Genomic DNA, 15,730 nt, shown 5'->3' on the forward strand with positions numbered 1-15,730 from the left:
TAAGTCATATTAAAGTTTGATTACAGGCCCTTATATATGGAATCTCAATCCTTTAGGATAGTAGTTTTTAACCGTGTTTCCAACGATTTTGGCAAATCCAAATCCATTGCCATCCACTAAAAGCTGATACCAACCGTTTGGTTGCGCTTGATCTAGAGTGACCACATTACCAGAAACATATTGGGCAAACTGGTCTTGAGTTAGCTCTACACTTGAAACAACCTCATCTGAGGTTAACGCAATTCCAAGAGCAAAACTTGGTTCGAAACGTTTTTTCTTGAAGACACCAAGATGCAGTCCATTACGAGCGATTTTAACTTTAGATAGGTCTGGAAGTCCCTTAGGAAGCAGATAGAGATTGTCCCCAAAAACTTGGAGTAAACCATCTAGATCAGTCTTAAGGTGTTTTTTTGCAAAATCTTCCCAGAGTTGCTTCTGCTCCTTGTTAAGGTTAGATTTTCCCTCTTTGATACGTGCCTGCTCAGCCACGCGCTTATCCTGGAATTTTGCCACAAACTGGCCTTCACCTTTGAAATGGTGCGGATACATTCGAGCTGTTTCTGGAAAATCAATCCCACCTCTCATGCCATTCCATTTAGGGATTTCTACTAATTCAAGATTAGGGTAATTTTCTAAAATCCAAGCGACAACACCTTCATTTTCCTCAGGAGACCAGGTACAGGTTGAGTAGATCAATTGACCACCAGGAGCGAGCATCTTCAAACCGTCTGACAAGATATCCTTCTGCAATTGTGCCAATTCACAAGGGTACTCCTTGTGCCAATATTGGATTGCATCAGGGTCTTTTCGGAACATTCCTTCTCCAGAACAAGGTCCATCAAAGACAATCGTATCAAAGTAATTTTTGAAAACTTTGGCTAGTTTATCAGCTGACGTGTTAGTCACAACAACATTTCTCGCCCCAAAACGTTCAATGTTTTCAACCAGAATTTTGCTACGCTTTGGATTGATTTCATTGCTGACGAGCAGTCCTGTATTGTCTAAGTAGCTTAGAAGATGAGTAGACTTTCCGCCTGGAGCAGCTGCCAGGTCTAAGACACGACTTCCCTTGGCCGGAGCTGCCACTTGGGCTACCATTTGAGCAGCTGGTTCCTGAGAATAAACCAAACCAGTTGCATGATCGGCGGATTTTCCAGAAATTTTACCGTAATGGCCCCAAGGTGTTTCAGGAATGACATCAGGAAAGTCCTTCTGTTGCTTTTTCAGAGGGTTGGTACGGTAGGCGGAAACGGCTTCTTGATCAAATGATGCAAAGAATTCCTCCGCTTCATCTCCAAGGAGCTTATTATATTTTTCTATAAAGTCTGATGGAAATTGCATAGTTTCCTTTCTATCAAAAAACTGGACCAACCAAGAGAACTTACTGTTCTGATTTGTCCAGTATGGTTTTTTGTTTTAAATTAATTTTCTGAGCCCATAATATCCTTGATTTCTTCAAGTCTGTCTTTGGGCACAAGCATCACAGCTTGACGACTAGAATAATCCAGTGGTTCTCCGGTAATGGTCTCAAGGTGATAACCCAATTTTTCTCCCATAATACTTGCTGCGGCATAGTCCCATGGGTAAATAACTGAAAAGTAAGCTAAAATTTGACCAGATAGGACTTTTGACATGCTTAAACCGGCACCACCGTAGACACGAACACCCAAGGTCTTATCAATAAGGTCTTTTAAGCCGTGAAAATTTTTAGCATACATAGCTCCATTGCTAGCGACTAGGCAGCGGTCTAATGGGCGACTTTTATAGGCTGGAAGCAATTTGTCATTGCAATACACATCAAACTGGCCACCACCATAGAAAAGTTGATCAGCCATGACGTTATAAATGAGACCAAATTTTCCTTGCCCCTCTTCATAGTAGGCAATCATCACACAAAAATTATCTTGTTGGACAATAAAATTGACCGTTCCATCAATAGGATCCAAGACCCAGACGTTTCCATCCTTGATATTATGCACCAAGCCATTTTCTTCAGCGAAAATATTGTCTGAAGGGAAGGCAGATTTAATACGTGCCACGAGTAAATCTTGTGTTTGTTTGTCAATATTAGTGACTAAATCATCATAAGCCGTCTTTTCTTCGACCGTGATTGTTTTACTTAAACTTTCTTTGATAAAAGCACCAGCTTCTTTGATGATTTCTTTAGCAAAAATCAGTTTATTTTCCAAGTGATACAAATCCTTTATCTTTTGCTTTAGCAGCTTTGACAGCTTGATAGGTTGAAAAACCGCTAGCTTCTTCAAAGGCCTTGTCTAGTTGCTTTTCAGGCGCTTTACCTGGAACAACGGTTTTAAATGCCTTATAGGCTTGCAAGAGTTGGTCACGGTCAACCTTGCTCTCGTATGCTTTTTCTACCTGACTCAAAAAATGAAGCACTGTGGTAATTTCCTCAGTGCTCCATGATGGATCGAGTGGGTAGGAATAATTTCCTTTAGTCATTGTTACCCTCAATTTCAGCTCGAATGGTCGCTTGACGCAATTCTTGCTTTCTATAATCACGAGGCAAAAAGGCACGAATTTCATCTTCGTTGAAACCGATTTGCATGCGTTTGTTGTCCAAAATAATAGGTCGACGAAGAAGATTTGGATATTCAGAAATCAGTTGAATGAGTTCCTTGATGGTCAAATCATCCACATCGATATTCAGCTTCTGAAAGACTTTTGAACGGGTTGAAATGATATCTTCAGTACCATTTTCCGTGTAAGACAAAATCTTCATCAACTCATCGTGAGTTAATGGGCTCGTGATAATATTGTGTTCGTCAAAAGCAACTTCATGATTGGTCAACCAAGCTCGTGCTTTCCTACAGCTGGTGCAGCTAGGTGATAAAAATAAAGTTACCATGCAAACACCCCTTTCACTTTAACATTCCTAATCATTATACATTATTTGATTAGTTTTGGCTACGCTTTCTTAAAATTTTTCCGCGATTTTTTTATCGGCCTCCAGTTGAGCACAAAGTTCCTCTATATTATTGAACTTAATCATATCACGGATATAATCTAGCCAAAAAACTTCGATTGTTTTTCCATAAATATCGCCTTCAAAATCAAAGATATTGGCTTCAAGGCGGAGTTCTGTTCCCCCAAAGGTAACGTTTTTACCTAGGCTAGTCATGGAACGATAACGTTTACCATCAATCACCACATCAGCAACATAGACGCCATCAGCAGGTAGAAAAGTTCTGTCGATTGGTGCTAAATTAGCAGTTGGAAAACCAATGGTTCGTCCACGGGCATCACCATGTACCACGATGCCACGTGTCGAGAATTCGTGGCCAAGAAGTTTATTGGCTTCTTTAACATTACCTTCTCGTATTAATTGACGTACACGTGTTGACGAAATCTTTTCACCATCGCTTTGTTGCTCTTCAATGACATGGACATTACCAGAAAAATTACGGGCAAGATAGTCCACATCTGTTCGATGATGGCCAAACTTGTAATCAAAGCCCACAACAACCTCTTGAGCTTTTAAACGCTTAATATAGCGGGCAATGAAATCATCTGAACTCGTTCGGGCAAAATCACTATTGAAATCTGTTAAATAAAGCTGATCTGTTCCATAGGCTTCAAAAAGATCACAACGCCTTTGAGGTGCTGTAATATGCAGAAGGAGATCATCTGTATACCGTTGAAAAGTCAGTTGAGGACTTTCATTAAAGGTAAGGACAGCTACTTCAAGTTGTTTGTCATCAGCAATCTGGCGCGCCTTATCAAAAAGGACCTTGTGACCACGATGAAGCGCATCGAAATAGCCTAAGACAAGGACTGTACCCTTTTCCTGATGGATATCTTTATAATCGTTAATAGAAGTTATTTTCATTGACTTAATACTTTTCTAGGTTTATAAACTTGATTTCGCTTTTCCATGATGGCTAGAACTTTGTCTTCTAAAAAGGCCGCAACCAAGGGTTCTTGGCTATCAATAGCAATAAAGCGACCAAATGAGATTTCTTTAGCATCATCTTCAGTGACTTGTACTGTTGGCAGATCCTGAACACCAAATTCGATAGGAAGGAGGAAGGACGTATCCCCTGCTTCTACCATTTCTGAAATTTGTGAGAGTGTTAGTGCCTTATCTAAGGTTAGACCAGCTGAGGCTGTTCGACGAAGAGCAGACATATGACTCGCGTAGCCGAGTTTAGCACCCAAATCAACAGATAAGGTACGGACATAAGTTCCCTTGCTACAAGCAACACGGAAGGTGAATCTCGCAGTGTCGTTTTCTAGCTCGATGGGTGAGGTACGGACAAATTCGGTAATGGTCACTTGACGTTGTGGACGTTCTACTTCTTCTCCAGCGCGTGCGTACTCATAAAGTTTCTTTCCGTTGACCTTAACTGCTGAGTACATAGGGGGAATTTGTGTGATTTCTCCCTCAAAACTTGCCATTGCCTTGTCAACGGCTTCTTCATCAAGCTCTGTTACTGGAGTTATTTGGACGATTTCTCCACTAGCATCCTCGGTAGTTGTCGAAAAGCCAATGGTAATTTCTCCCTCGTAGACCTTCCCTGCTTCAGTCATGTATTCAATGACACGAGTCGCTTTTCCAACTGCTATAGGTAGGACACCGGTAACATCTGGATCAAGGGTACCACCATGTCCGATTTTTTTCTCTTGTAATATTTTGCGTAGTTTAAATACAGCATCATGACTGGTCATTCCAGCCTCTTTTTTTAGATTAATAATTCCTGAAATCATACTTTTAATTATATCAAAAGCAATCCTAAAGAGCTAGGTAGAAACATAAAGAGGCAGAGAGCAAAGTCTCTAACCTCTTAAGTATTATAGTCATAAGCAATCGCAAGACTACTAGCTTTTTTAATCAATATCTCTTTTAAGATCGGTTTCCAGTTCAAAGAAAGGTTTAATATCTTGCACAAACTCTAAGACGCCCTGAAAGTCTCCCTGGTCATCCCTGACAGCTGCATAGGTAACATAGACGAATTTTCCTAAACGTTCAGATTTGAACCACATTGGAACTTGGTCACGCTCTCCACTTCTTAGTAATTCAAAGATTTTCTTGACCTTATCAAGCACTTTTGGCGGATGACAAAGTTCAACGTTTCGTCCAATTTGGCTAGGTGTTCGTTTAAAGACCATCTCATTGGCTGGAACATTATCATTATAGTATTGGAAAATATCGTCTTTATTGACGAAAGTAATTTCCAAAGGAAGATGATTGAGGATGAGATTGGCCTGCTCCACAGAAAGATAACCATTGCCAAAAGGTTGCGTTGTTTCTCTATCTACGACAGTTTCAGTTTTTGGTTTTGGGGTGAAGCTGATGGTGAATTGCCCTTCTGGGGTTTCAATAATTCGGGTATTGCCCGTATGTGCGTCAGTGCTCAGACCTGACTGTTCTTGCGATGTTTCCGTATTGTCTTTCTTAAAACGCTCACGCTTAGGTTTCCAGACGGCTGTAGGTTTTATAATTGCATAGCCATAGGCATCACTTTCTTCGGCAATTGAAAGCCAATCATCCTGCGTGAAGGTTTCAAGCAGAATCATAAGTAAGATAGCTTCTTCCTTGAAAATCATGGCTTCAAATTCTTCTGAGAAAGCTTCAAAGAACTTTGAAAATTCTTCTAAATCAGCATCTGGAAGTTCTTTTAGTTTAGCTTCTGCCGCTCTAAAAAGTTTTCGGATATCATCGTCTACTCCCCACATAACCTTTGGAGGAGAATCATGACCATAACGCTCCATTATTGGAAAGAAGAGCTTTTCTTTACGTGTGTAATGGTTATGGAATTGTCCCAATAAAGACATCTGATGTTTAAGTCCATTGACTAGGTCAGATTTAAAGTCTTCATTTTCAGGCTTACTGATATTTTCTATGATACGTCGGATACGGAGAATAGCTGAACGTAGGGCTAAATTCTCTTGTTTAAAGACATAGACAGGGTGACCCTCTTGATCAGCGTCTGCCACTTCCACATCAGCAATAGCTCCTTTAAAGAGGTTAGCATGGACATTACAAAGGCTCATAACATCTTCAAAGGTAACCCCATCTTCAGATGACATCAATTCATGCTCCATCATAGAGATTTCAAGGGCAGATACTCCCTTGAAGTGTTGATTGAAGCGCTCTTGAACACTCTCAGGACTGGCTCCATGGTGTAAATCTAGGAGAATTTCTTTGAGTATTTGAATACGATTGTTTTCCATATTAGTCTCCGATGACATCATAACCATTGGATAGTAAGGTTTGCTTGATCTTATCTAGGGGAATATTAGCTAACTTAGAGCCAGCTTTTAGACTGGTCACCTTACCGACAGTATTTAGCATAGCTGGGTTAGACAAGGGCTTAAAACCAAGGCCAATCAGTAAATCCTTAACTTCTGGATGCTCTTTTATGATTGTTGCGACTGGTTGTGATAAATCTATGGTGTTGGTAGTCATAATGACCTCCTAATAACATATTTACTACTACCATTATACACGAGAATAATAAAAAAAGACCAACAAATCCTAGTTTGCTGGCTTTTGGTTAATTTCCAAATAGAGCTTCTGTAACATTGTGTTGGATATTTTCCCACTCTTGCTCTGCACGAACCATCTTACGGTGGAAATCGGCACGCCCACGTAGATAGGCCGCAATTTGGTAATCTTGCTTAACAATCGGTATCTCAGGAATTTTGATGTCCAAGAGGTCAGCTGTCGATAAATTGAGGACAGCCTTTCCCTTATCAGCATAATCTAAATAGGCACGACCAATTTCGGTCTCAAGGAAGAACTTTATGTAGAAACCACGGAGTTTTTCCTTAGGTCGTAATACTGTAATATTGGATGAGGCAACAACTTCACGCTTGCCCTGATCTTCGAAAACGGCAACTTTTTGAACAGTTCCCTTAGATGCAATAAGCACATCTCCATCTTCTAAGAGAAAGCGTAAAAGTTTGCGGCGTTCCTCAGAAAATGTTTTTAGGTCATCGTAAGCAATGCCGTTGGGTGTCATATCCGATAGATTAATGACAGCGAATTCGCCAGGTTCTGCCTTAGCAGGGACAGCTTTTCCTTTAAATTGATCGACAACATCGCCTAAACGAACAAGTTTGTCTGTGTTAGCTTCGTAATCGATAATCAGTTGAGGTCTTTCTTTTTCAGACATTGAATCTCCTTTTTATATTTTACTATCCGTATTGAGTATTGCTATACAATAATAGCAAGAAGCTAATACTTTTGCAAGTAAAAACTGTAAGAAAGGCAAAATAAAAAAGAGACCGGGGCCCCTTTTTATAAGCTTTTAACTGCTGCTACTGCCGCTTCATAGTTTGGATCAGTATTGATATTGTCCAAATATTCGACATAAGTAATCTTGTTGTCAGCGTCTGCCACTAATACTGCACGCGCTAACAAGTGCCATTCTTCAATAAGGACACCATAGTCTTTACCGAAACTATTATCATAGTAGTCAGAAAGCATGATGGCATTTTCAAGTCCTTCAGCACCACACCAACGAGCTTGTGCAAATGGTAGGTCCACTGAAATAGTAATAACTACAGTATCATCTAGTTCTGACAATTCCTTGTTAAAGGTACGTGTTTGAGTTGAACAAATACCAGTATCGATTGATGGAACGATAGAGATAACTTTTTTCTTTCCATCGAATTCTGAAAGTGATTTTTTCGTTAAATCTGTTGCTGTCAAATTAAAGTCACGCAAGGTATCTCCAACTTGAAGTTGTTTGTCTTCTGCTACTGTAACTGGTTTTCCAATAAATGTTGGCATGCTAGTCCTCCAATACTTTTTTTACTATTGTACTGTAAATAGAGCAAGAAGACTAAGCATTTGTTTAGAACTTTTCAAACAGTTGTTTAATTTTTTTCGCAATCACTGTATTAATTGCAGGAATGACTTCATCCGCAAAGTCTTTCAGGTAAGGATAATTGCCAACTTGCACACCATATATAGCATTTTTGAAAAGAGAAATATCATTTTGGTCATTTCCAAAAGTTACAAAGTTTCTGCCAAAGTGGTTTAAAACTGTACTAGCCTTAGTCACTCCTTTAGGATTAATGTAGAGACACCTTTCTATATCGTGGTAAATAAGGTCTAAACATTCCAGTTTGTTTAGATTAAAGATAAGGTCTTCTCGGATATCCTCATGCTCTGCAAGTGGAATAACAGCTTTAATGGGCTTATTAAGTTCTTGGACAGGCAAAATCCTTGCTTTATTTAATGAGTCAACATTTGAAAGGAAAGGAATCTGTTCAGGATTTTGAATAGCATAATTAAAGGTATCATCAATAAAATAAGGGAGATTATAGGTATCACAGTAGCTAACAATCGTTCTGAGAGCATAAGAAGGTATTGTGTATTGCGATACTAAACACTCATCTTGAAAGACTTCACCACCGTTTAAGCCAAAACTACTGTCAGCTTTTTCAATTCTCCCTCCAAAATACTAAGACAGTCTCTGTAAGAGCGTGCTGTTGCAAAAATAATCTCATGACCGTATTTAGGTGCTGTTAAAAGAACCTCTTGTAGTTCTTTTGACATAGTCATACCATCAAAACATAGGGTTCCATCCAAATCAAAAACAAATTTCATAGGGGTAGTATAACAAAAAACCAGCTATAGAGCTGGTTAAAATATTTAGTATCAGAATACTTAAATTTTATCAAGGGCTAGTTTTAAATCTTCAATCAAATCATCTGCATTTTCTAAACCAACTGAGATACGAATTTGATTTGGAGTGACACCACAAGCTAGCAAATCTGCTTCTGCCAATTGTTGGTGAGTTGTTGTTGCAGGGTGAACCACCAAAGATTTTGCATCAGCAACGTTAGCCAAATCTGAGAAGATTTCAAGATTATCAATAACGGTACGTGCTTCTTCTTGTCCACCTTTAACATGGAAAGTGAAAATAGAACCTGGTCCTTTAGGGAAGTATTTTTGTGCCAAGTCATAGTAAGGACTTGATGGCAATCCAGGATAGTTAACTTTTTCAACTTTTGGATGATTTTCCAAAAAGTCTACGATTTTTTTAGCATTTTCGACATGGCGTTCGACACGAAGTGAAAGTGTTTCAAGTCCTTGTAAAAGTAAGAAAGCATTGAAAGGTGCCAAGGCAGCCCCTGTGTCACGCAAAAGTTGGGTACGAAGGGCAGTGATAAATGCTGCTGGACCAACATCACGTGTATAGCTGATATTGTGGTAAGATGGGTCTTCGTCAACCAATTGTGGGAACTTGCCTGAAGCTTCCCAGTCAAATTTACCAGAATCGACGATAAGACCACCGATAGTTGTTCCATGTCCACCGATAAACTTAGTCGCAGAATGAACTACGATATCTACACCATGGGAGATAACATTGATGAGATATGGAGTCCCAAAAGTATTGTCAGCAACCAATGGAATCTTATGGCTGTGAGCAATTTCAGCAATCTTTTCAAAATCAGGAATGTTGATAAGCGGATTACCCAAAGACTCAATCAAGACAAGTTTGGTATTATCTTTGATAGCAGCTTCAATTTCTTCAGGATTGTCAACATCTACAAAAGTTGTTGTGACACCATAGCGTGGAAGAGTTTCTTTTAAGAGATTGAATGTTCCACCGTAGAGGGTTGTCGCAGCAACAACATGATCGCCAGCATGTGCCAAACCAAGGACCGCATAGGTGATTGCAGCCATACCTGAAGCCGTAGCCAAGGCACCAACACCACCTTCGAGGGCTGCAATACGTTCTTCAAGTACTGCTACTGTTGGATTGGTAATACGTGTGTAAATATTACCCGGTTTTCTAAGGGCAAAGAGATCTTCACCTTCTTGAGCATCGTCAAAAACATATGAAGTTGTTTGGTAAATTGGAACCGCACGTGATTTTGTTTCCTTGTCAGGTGTTTGTCCAGCGTGTAATTGTAAGGTTTCAAATGAAAATTCTCGTGACATATGGGTGTCCTCCAAAACAAAAGTTGACTTCATTCTACACCCAGAAAAGCTGGCTGTCTAATAGAAATTTTTTATCAATGTGATAGGGAGGGCTTATAAAAAGGACCTTTCGGTCCCTTTCTATTTCTTCTCAATAGGTGCTACACTTGCTAAAACCTTTTTAAGTCCAACTTCTGGGAATTTTATCTTAAGTTCTTGCGTCTTGCCACTTCCAGTTACTTCTAGAACGGTACCATCTCCCCACTTCTTGTGGTGAGCGATATCTCCGATTTCCCAGTCAGTAGCTGAATTGCCAGAGTCTGAAGTCTTGCCAAAAGGTAGTCCGCCAGTAGCTTTTGAAAATGGCTGAGCGCCCGTATGTCTTTGAGGTTGTGCATTTGCTTTTCTGGTCTGAAGCGCTTGTTGTAAACTCATGCCTTGACCAAATTGTGTTGGCTCTTCCTTTGTAAAACGAACACCAAATGATGAATTGGCTGGACGAGCTAGACCTTGATATTGTAATAAATCATCTGAAATTTCACGCAAGAAACGGCTAGGACGATTATAGCTAGTCTTACCGAAAAGCGTACGTGTATTAGCGTTGGTAAGGAAAAGAATCTCTTCAGCACGGGTAATACCTACGTAAGCTAAGCGACGCTCTTCTTCGAGTTCTTCTGGATCTTCTGAGGCACGAGACAAAGGGAAGACCCCCTCTTCCATACCGATAAGAAAGACAACTGGAAATTCAAGTCCTTTAGCAGCATGGAGAGTCATCAAGGTTACTTCTGCTGCTTCCATATCACCATCGTCCGTATCAGCAATCAAGGCTAGATCGTTCAAGAAACGGCCTAAACGGTCAATACCAGTCTCGTCTTCCGTACCATCGGTGTTGGTTTCATCAAAATTCTTAGTAACAGACATGAATTCTTCAATATTTTCAATGCGTGCTTGACTTTCAAGTGTTTGTTGCATAGAAAGAGCATCCAGATAACCAGACTTATCTAAAACTGTCTCTACAGCTTCAGTGATGCTTAGCCCATCTAGCTGGTCACGTAGATTCAGAATCATGTTAGCAAAATCGTAAACGCCCTGAGCTGCTTTCCCCTTGATCGGTGACAACATAATATTAGCTGATGCATCTAGGAGACTCATGTTTTGCTCATAGGCAAAGGTGCGAATCTTTTCAAGCGTACCAGGCCCAACTCCACGTTTAGGTTCATTAATCACACGTTCAAAGCTAATATTATCCGCAGGATTGGCAACTAAGTTCAAGTAAGAAATGACATCACGGATTTCTTTACGGCTATAGAACTTGGTACCACCAACCATGGTATAAGGAATATTAGACTTGAGCAAGGCTTCCTCGATAGTACGAGACTGAGCATTAGTACGATAAAGTACAGCGAAATCCTTGAAGTTCTTACCCTCTTCACGAATAATGTTATCAATAGTTGAAGCAACAAAAACAGCTTCATCACGCTCGTCATTAGCACGGTAATAAACGATTTGTTCACCGTCATCATTTTGAGTCCAAAGTTTTTTAGGACGGCGATTGCGGTTGTTCTTGATGACTTCGTTGGCCGCCTGGAGAATTTTCTTGGTTGAACGGTAGTTTTCTTCCAAGAGAACTACCTTGGCTTCAGGATAGTCCTTCTCAAAATCAAGGATATTCTGCATATCAGCCCCACGCCAACCGTAGATTGATTGGTCAGCATCACCTACGACACAGATATTCTTGAAGCGAGAAGCCAAGAGTTTTACCAACTGATATTGAGCATGGTTGGTATCTTGGTACTCATCCACGTGAATATACTGATAACGCTGCTGATAATAGGCGAGAACATCAGGATTTTTGTCAAAGAGACGCAAAGTCATCATAATTAAATCGTCAAAATCCATAGCTTCACTACGACGGAGCTCCTCTTGATAGGCCTTATAACATTTAGCAACAATTTGGGTGTACATATCACCGGCCTGGTGCTCGTAGGCCACTTCATCCAAGAGGTCATTTTTGGCGTTGGAAATCGTCCCTAAGATGGCACGTTCATTCCACTTCTTAGGATCTAGGTTAAGATTCTTGAGAATACGTTTCATCAAAGTACGTTGTTCACCAGGATCTACGATAGTAAAGTTTCGGTTGTAGCCAATATGGTCCGCTTCACGACGAAGAATTCGCACGCACATACTATGGAAGGTTGCAATCAAGGTTTCTGAAGTTGCTGGATTTAAAGCCATAGCACGTTCACGCATCTCACGAGCTGCCTTATTGGTAAAGGTAATGGCTAGGATATTCCAGGGGTTAATCATTTTCTCGTCAATGAGGTAGGCAATGCGGTGGGTAAGCACACGTGTCTTCCCAGATCCTGCACCAGCCATAATCAATAAAGGCCCCTCAGTCGTTTGGACGGCTTCGGCCTGTTTGTCATTCATACCAGTTAATAATGGGTTCATCATATTCTCCATTCTCAAAAATAAGCTCTACTATTTTATCATTTTTTGGATGAAAATGCAGATTCTATTCATAATGGATCTGAAATAACTTTAGAAGATAATTGTTTGTTTTTATTGGAAGTACTTTGCTTAAGATTGCCCATATTCCTAGCTTTAGAGGAAGACATTCTAAAGAATAATATTCGGATTTTTATAGTTTTGATGAAAATTAGTGTTGACACTGTTCGTTTTTTTCGATAAGATAGAATCACAATAAAATAAGAACCGAGTGATGTCATCAGGATGACTGGTGATTGACGGACTTCTGGAGAGATCTTGAAGCAGCCTTAGCTGTATACAAGACACCGAAGGGGCAAGGGGTAACAACCGAAACTCTCAGGTAAAAGGACAGAAAGCATCGCAAGTTTTTTAACTTGTAGTAATAGCTTTGTATTCTCAGAGGTCTGGTCAAGCCAAACCTCTTTTTTGACGTCTCGGTTAAAGGAGATTGTAAATTTATGTTAGACTTTTTTACTACCATTGATGATTTTGTCTGGGGTCCACCCCTTCTGGTCCTTCTTGTAGGAACTGGGATTTACCTTACAATTCGTCTTGGTCTTTTGCAAGTTCTTCGTCTTCCTAAAGCTTTTAAACTTATCTTTGCTGAAGATAAAGGGGAAGGTGATATTTCTAGTTTTGCAGCCCTTGCGACTGCTCTCGCAGCAACTGTTGGTACAGGTAACATTGTCGGTGTAGCTACTGCCATCAAGACTGGTGGACCAGGTGCCCTTTTCTGGATGTGGATTGCCGCTTTCTTTGGTATGGCAACCAAATATTCCGAAGGTCTTTTGGCTATTAAATTCCGTACACTTGACGACCAAGGTAATGTCTCTGGTGGTCCAATGTATTACATCACACACGGTTTTTCTGGGAAATGGCAAACAATTGCTAAACCTTTGGCCTACTTCTTTGCCTTTGCAGGTGTGCTTGTTGCATGGTTGGGGATTGGTACCTTCTCTCAAGTTAACTCAATCACCGCTTCGCTTCAAAATAGCTTTGACTGGTCACCAAAAATCGTAAGTATCATTCTTGCTCTTATCACTGCTGCTATCATTTTTGGTGGTATCCAATCTATCTCTAAAGTTTCTGAAAAGGTCGTACCATTTATGGCTGGGCTTTATATCTTGGCAGCTCTTGTGGTTATCTTTACTAACTTTAATCAACTTCTTCCAGTCCTTGAAATGGTCTTCCAATCTGCCTTTACTGGTAAAGCAGCCGTTGGTGGTTTTGCTGGTGCAACAGTCATGGTTGCAATGCGTCTTGGTATTGCGCGTGGTGTCTTCTCAAATGAGTCAGGTCTTGGATCAGCTCCTATCGCTGCAGCTGCTGCTAAAACCGAAGAACCTGTTGAACAAGGTTTGATTTCAATGACAGGTACTTTCATTGATACGATCATCATCTGTACGCTTACTGGTCTTGCTATCCTTGTAACGGGTCAATGGTCAGGTAGCCTAGAAGGTGCCCCAATGACACAAGCAGCCTTCTCATCTGTTTTTGGTACATTTGGTGAAATTGCCTTGACACTTTCTTTGGTTCTCTTTGCCTTTACAACAATCTTGGGTTGGTCTTACTACGGTGAACGTTGTTTCGAATTCATTTTCAAATCAACGAAATTCCTTCCACTCTACCGCCTCATTTTTGTAGTCATGGTTGCCCTTGGTGGATACCTCACACTTGATGTTGTTTGGAAAATTGCGGATATCGTAAACGGATTGATGGCATTGCCTAACTTAATTGCCCTTCTAGTCCTCTCACCAATCATCTTCAAAGAAACCAAATCATACTTTGAACGCCACAAATAAACAAAAAGAGCTTAGGCTCTTTTTTCTTGGCATTGTCAGCACCAATCCTTGCGACTACTGCTCTTTTGCGTTACAATGAAATTAAATCATTTTAAAACTAATACAGAAAAAATCCAAAGGAATAACTATGTCAATTACCAAAGAATTTGATACGATTACTGCAATTTCAACGCCTTTAGGTGAAGGTGCTATTGGTATTGTTCGCCTATCTGGAACCGATGCTCTTGCTATTGCTAATAAGGTTTTCAAAGGAAAAAATCTAGAAACGGTCGCTTCACATACTATCAATTACGGTCATATCGTGGAAAATGATGAAACCATTGATGAAGTCATGGTCAGTGTTATGCGTGCACCCAAGACCTTTACGCGTGAGGATGTCGTAGAAATCAACACACATGGTGGTGTCGCTGTAACCAATGAAATTCTTCAACTCCTTATCCGTTCTGGTGCTCGTATGGCCGAACCTGGAGAATTTACCAAACGTGCCTTCTTGAATGGTCGTGTGGACTTGACCCAGGCCGAAGCTGTTATGGATTTGATTCGTGCTAAGACTGATAAGGCTATGGCCGTTGCCGTTTCTCAACTTGATGGCTCGCTTAAGGATCTCATTAACAACACTCGCCAAGAAATCCTTAACACTTTGGCTCAAGTCGAGGTGAATATTGATTACCCAGAGTATGATGATGTTGAAGAAGTTACTACAAATCTAGTCCGTGAAAAAACGCAAGAGTTCCAAGCACTTCTAGAAAATCTTCTGGCTACTGCCAAACGAGGAAAAATTCTACGAGAAGGTCTTTCAACGGCAATCATTGGTCGTCCAAATGTCGGAAAATCGAGTCTTCTTAACAATCTCCTACGTGAAGAGAAAGCTATTGTTACAGACATTGAAGGTACAACACGTGATGTCATTGAAGAATACGTTAATATCAAAGGCGTTCCCCTTAAGTTAATTGATACCGCTGGTATCCGTGACACAGACGATGTTGTTGAAAAGATTGGTGTGGAACGTTCTAAAAAAGCTCTTGAAGAGGCTGACCTGGTTCTTCTTGTCCTCAATAGCTCTGAACCGTTAACTGAGCAAGACCGTACATTACTCGAAATCAGCCAAAATAGTAATCGAATTCTTCTCCTAAATAAGACAGACCTTCCACAAGCAATCCAAATGGAAGAGCTTCCTGAAGATGTCATTCCGATTTCAGTCCTCAAGAATGAAAACATCGACAAAATTGAAGATCGCATCAATCAACTCTTCTTTGATAATGCTGGTCTAGTGGAGAAAGATGCTACTTATCTCTCAAATGCCCGTCACATTTCACTCATTGAAAAAGCTCTCGAAAGTCTTGAAGCAGTCAATCAAGGTCTTGAATTAGGCATGCCTGTTGACCTCTTACAAGTTGATATGACACGTACCTGGGAAATTTTGGGAGAAATTACTGGTGACGCTGCCCCAGATGAACTCATTACGCAACTCTTTAGTCAGTTCTGTCTAGGGAAATAAACATAACTAAATTTATGTAAAAAGATGCTCTGTCATCTTTTT

General features: G+C 40.3%; 16 protein-coding genes and 1 riboswitch. Of the genes, 2 read left to right on the forward strand and 14 right to left on the reverse strand.

The annotated features are described in order from the left end of the window. Positions 1 to 30: 30 nt before the first annotated feature. From HMPREF2877_RS10150 to pcrA, 14 genes are all read right to left on the reverse strand, one after another. Entirely contained in the window at positions 31 to 1,341 is a 1,311-nt protein-coding gene (locus HMPREF2877_RS10150; RefSeq protein ID WP_045772423.1) for an RsmF rRNA methyltransferase first C-terminal domain-containing protein, read from the reverse strand. Positions 1,342 to 1,421: 80 nt separating this feature from the next. Continuing rightward, complete coding sequence (locus HMPREF2877_RS10155; RefSeq protein WP_045001733.1) at positions 1,422 to 2,189, reverse strand: inositol monophosphatase family protein; 768 nt, start codon at positions 2,187 to 2,189, stop codon at positions 1,422 to 1,424. After that, positions 2,179 to 2,460 carry a UPF0223 family protein gene (locus HMPREF2877_RS10160; protein WP_004182521.1) on the reverse strand — a complete coding sequence of 94 codons (282 nt, stop codon included), beginning with the start codon at positions 2,458 to 2,460 and terminating at the stop codon, positions 2,179 to 2,181. The genes HMPREF2877_RS10155 and HMPREF2877_RS10160 overlap by 11 nt, the downstream gene beginning before the upstream one ends. Further along, positions 2,453 to 2,866 (reverse strand): Spx/MgsR family RNA polymerase-binding regulatory protein, encoded by a 414-nt coding sequence (locus HMPREF2877_RS10165; RefSeq protein WP_013990597.1) that lies wholly within the window; start codon positions 2,864 to 2,866, stop codon positions 2,453 to 2,455. The genes HMPREF2877_RS10160 and HMPREF2877_RS10165 overlap by 8 nt, the downstream gene beginning before the upstream one ends. A 69-nt stretch (positions 2,867 to 2,935) precedes the next feature. Continuing rightward, positions 2,936 to 3,847, reverse strand: a complete 912-nt coding sequence (locus tag HMPREF2877_RS10170; protein ID WP_014633125.1) for a bifunctional riboflavin kinase/FAD synthetase — start codon at positions 3,845 to 3,847, stop codon at positions 2,936 to 2,938. Further along, positions 3,844 to 4,725, reverse strand: coding sequence for a tRNA pseudouridine(55) synthase TruB (gene truB, locus HMPREF2877_RS10175; RefSeq protein ID WP_014633124.1), 882 nt, complete (start codon positions 4,723 to 4,725; stop codon positions 3,844 to 3,846). Before truB ends, HMPREF2877_RS10170 begins: the two co-directional genes overlap by 4 nt. A gap of 120 nt (positions 4,726 to 4,845) precedes the next feature. After that, entirely contained in the window at positions 4,846 to 6,192 is a 1,347-nt protein-coding gene (locus tag HMPREF2877_RS10180) for a DUF438 domain-containing protein (protein WP_061652467.1), read from the reverse strand. A gap of 1 nt (position 6,193) precedes the next feature. Continuing rightward, positions 6,194 to 6,427 (reverse strand): DUF1858 domain-containing protein, encoded by a 234-nt coding sequence (locus HMPREF2877_RS10185; RefSeq protein ID WP_014633122.1) that lies wholly within the window; start codon positions 6,425 to 6,427, stop codon positions 6,194 to 6,196. A gap of 88 nt (positions 6,428 to 6,515) precedes the next feature. Further along, positions 6,516 to 7,136 carry a restriction endonuclease subunit S gene (locus HMPREF2877_RS10190; RefSeq protein ID WP_014633121.1) on the reverse strand — a complete coding sequence of 207 codons (621 nt, stop codon included), beginning with the start codon at positions 7,134 to 7,136 and terminating at the stop codon, positions 6,516 to 6,518. Between the two features lie 125 nt (positions 7,137 to 7,261). Next, positions 7,262 to 7,756, reverse strand: coding sequence for a thiol peroxidase (tpx, locus tag HMPREF2877_RS10195; RefSeq protein ID WP_037611582.1), 495 nt, complete (start codon positions 7,754 to 7,756; stop codon positions 7,262 to 7,264). Between the two features lie 64 nt (positions 7,757 to 7,820). Continuing rightward, entirely contained in the window at positions 7,821 to 8,417 is a 597-nt protein-coding gene (locus HMPREF2877_RS10200; RefSeq protein WP_306341327.1) for an HAD hydrolase family protein, read from the reverse strand. Beyond that, entirely contained in the window at positions 8,387 to 8,578 is a 192-nt protein-coding gene (locus HMPREF2877_RS11335) for an HAD hydrolase family protein (protein WP_252370842.1), read from the reverse strand. Before HMPREF2877_RS11335 ends, HMPREF2877_RS10200 begins: the two co-directional genes overlap by 31 nt. A 60-nt stretch (positions 8,579 to 8,638) precedes the next feature. After that, entirely contained in the window at positions 8,639 to 9,919 is a 1,281-nt protein-coding gene (locus tag HMPREF2877_RS10205) for an O-acetylhomoserine aminocarboxypropyltransferase/cysteine synthase family protein (protein WP_225901257.1), read from the reverse strand. Between the two features lie 120 nt (positions 9,920 to 10,039). Next, the gene (pcrA, locus tag HMPREF2877_RS10210; protein WP_049529184.1) at positions 10,040 to 12,349 is read right to left on the reverse strand and encodes a DNA helicase PcrA; all 2,310 of its coding nucleotides are present in this window, start codon (positions 12,347 to 12,349) and stop codon (positions 10,040 to 10,042) included. 294 nt (positions 12,350 to 12,643) lie between these two features. Then, a riboswitch (glycine riboswitch) is annotated at positions 12,644 to 12,750 on the forward strand. A gap of 96 nt (positions 12,751 to 12,846) precedes the next feature. On the opposite strand from pcrA, the gene HMPREF2877_RS10215 reads away from it, so the two are divergent. Together HMPREF2877_RS10215 and mnmE are read left to right on the forward strand one after the other, a co-directional pair. Then, positions 12,847 to 14,190, forward strand: a complete 1,344-nt coding sequence (locus tag HMPREF2877_RS10215; protein WP_070579882.1) for an alanine/glycine:cation symporter family protein — start codon at positions 12,847 to 12,849, stop codon at positions 14,188 to 14,190. A 127-nt stretch (positions 14,191 to 14,317) separates the two neighbouring features. Then, positions 14,318 to 15,688, forward strand: a complete 1,371-nt coding sequence (mnmE, locus tag HMPREF2877_RS10220) for a tRNA uridine-5-carboxymethylaminomethyl(34) synthesis GTPase MnmE (protein ID WP_070579885.1) — start codon at positions 14,318 to 14,320, stop codon at positions 15,686 to 15,688. Positions 15,689 to 15,730 lie beyond the last annotated feature (42 nt).

The organism is Streptococcus sp. HMSC072D03 (assembly GCF_001812855.1).
GTDB lineage: Bacteria > Bacillota > Bacilli > Lactobacillales > Streptococcaceae > Streptococcus > Streptococcus salivarius_D.

Coding starts and splice junctions, on each gene's coding strand:
- HMPREF2877_RS10150 (WP_045772423.1), bottom strand. CDS start 1,341: ATGCAATTTCCATCAGACTTTATAGAAAAATATAATAAGCTCCTTGGA.
- HMPREF2877_RS10160 (WP_004182521.1), bottom strand. CDS start 2,460: ATGACTAAAGGAAATTATTCCTACCCACTCGATCCATCATGGAGCACT.
- HMPREF2877_RS10165 (WP_013990597.1), bottom strand. CDS start 2,866: ATGGTAACTTTATTTTTATCACCTAGCTGCACCAGCTGTAGGAAAGCA.
- HMPREF2877_RS10170 (WP_014633125.1), bottom strand. CDS start 3,847: ATGAAAATAACTTCTATTAACGATTATAAAGATATCCATCAGGAAAAG.
- truB (WP_014633124.1), bottom strand. CDS start 4,725: ATGATTTCAGGAATTATTAATCTAAAAAAAGAGGCTGGAATGACCAGT.
- HMPREF2877_RS10180 (WP_061652467.1), bottom strand. CDS start 6,192: ATGGAAAACAATCGTATTCAAATACTCAAAGAAATTCTCCTAGATTTA.
- HMPREF2877_RS10185 (WP_014633122.1), bottom strand. CDS start 6,427: ATGACTACCAACACCATAGATTTATCACAACCAGTCGCAACAATCATA.
- HMPREF2877_RS10190 (WP_014633121.1), bottom strand. CDS start 7,136: ATGTCTGAAAAAGAAAGACCTCAACTGATTATCGATTACGAAGCTAAC.
- tpx (WP_037611582.1), bottom strand. CDS start 7,756: ATGCCAACATTTATTGGAAAACCAGTTACAGTAGCAGAAGACAAACAA.
- HMPREF2877_RS11335 (WP_252370842.1), bottom strand. CDS start 8,578: ATGAAATTTGTTTTTGATTTGGATGGAACCCTATGTTTTGATGGTATG.
- HMPREF2877_RS10205 (WP_225901257.1), bottom strand. CDS start 9,919: ATGTCACGAGAATTTTCATTTGAAACCTTACAATTACACGCTGGACAA.
- pcrA (WP_049529184.1), bottom strand. CDS start 12,349: ATGAACCCATTATTAACTGGTATGAATGACAAACAGGCCGAAGCCGTC.
- HMPREF2877_RS10215 (WP_070579882.1), top strand. CDS start 12,847: ATGTTAGACTTTTTTACTACCATTGATGATTTTGTCTGGGGTCCACCC.
- mnmE (WP_070579885.1), top strand. CDS start 14,318: ATGTCAATTACCAAAGAATTTGATACGATTACTGCAATTTCAACGCCT.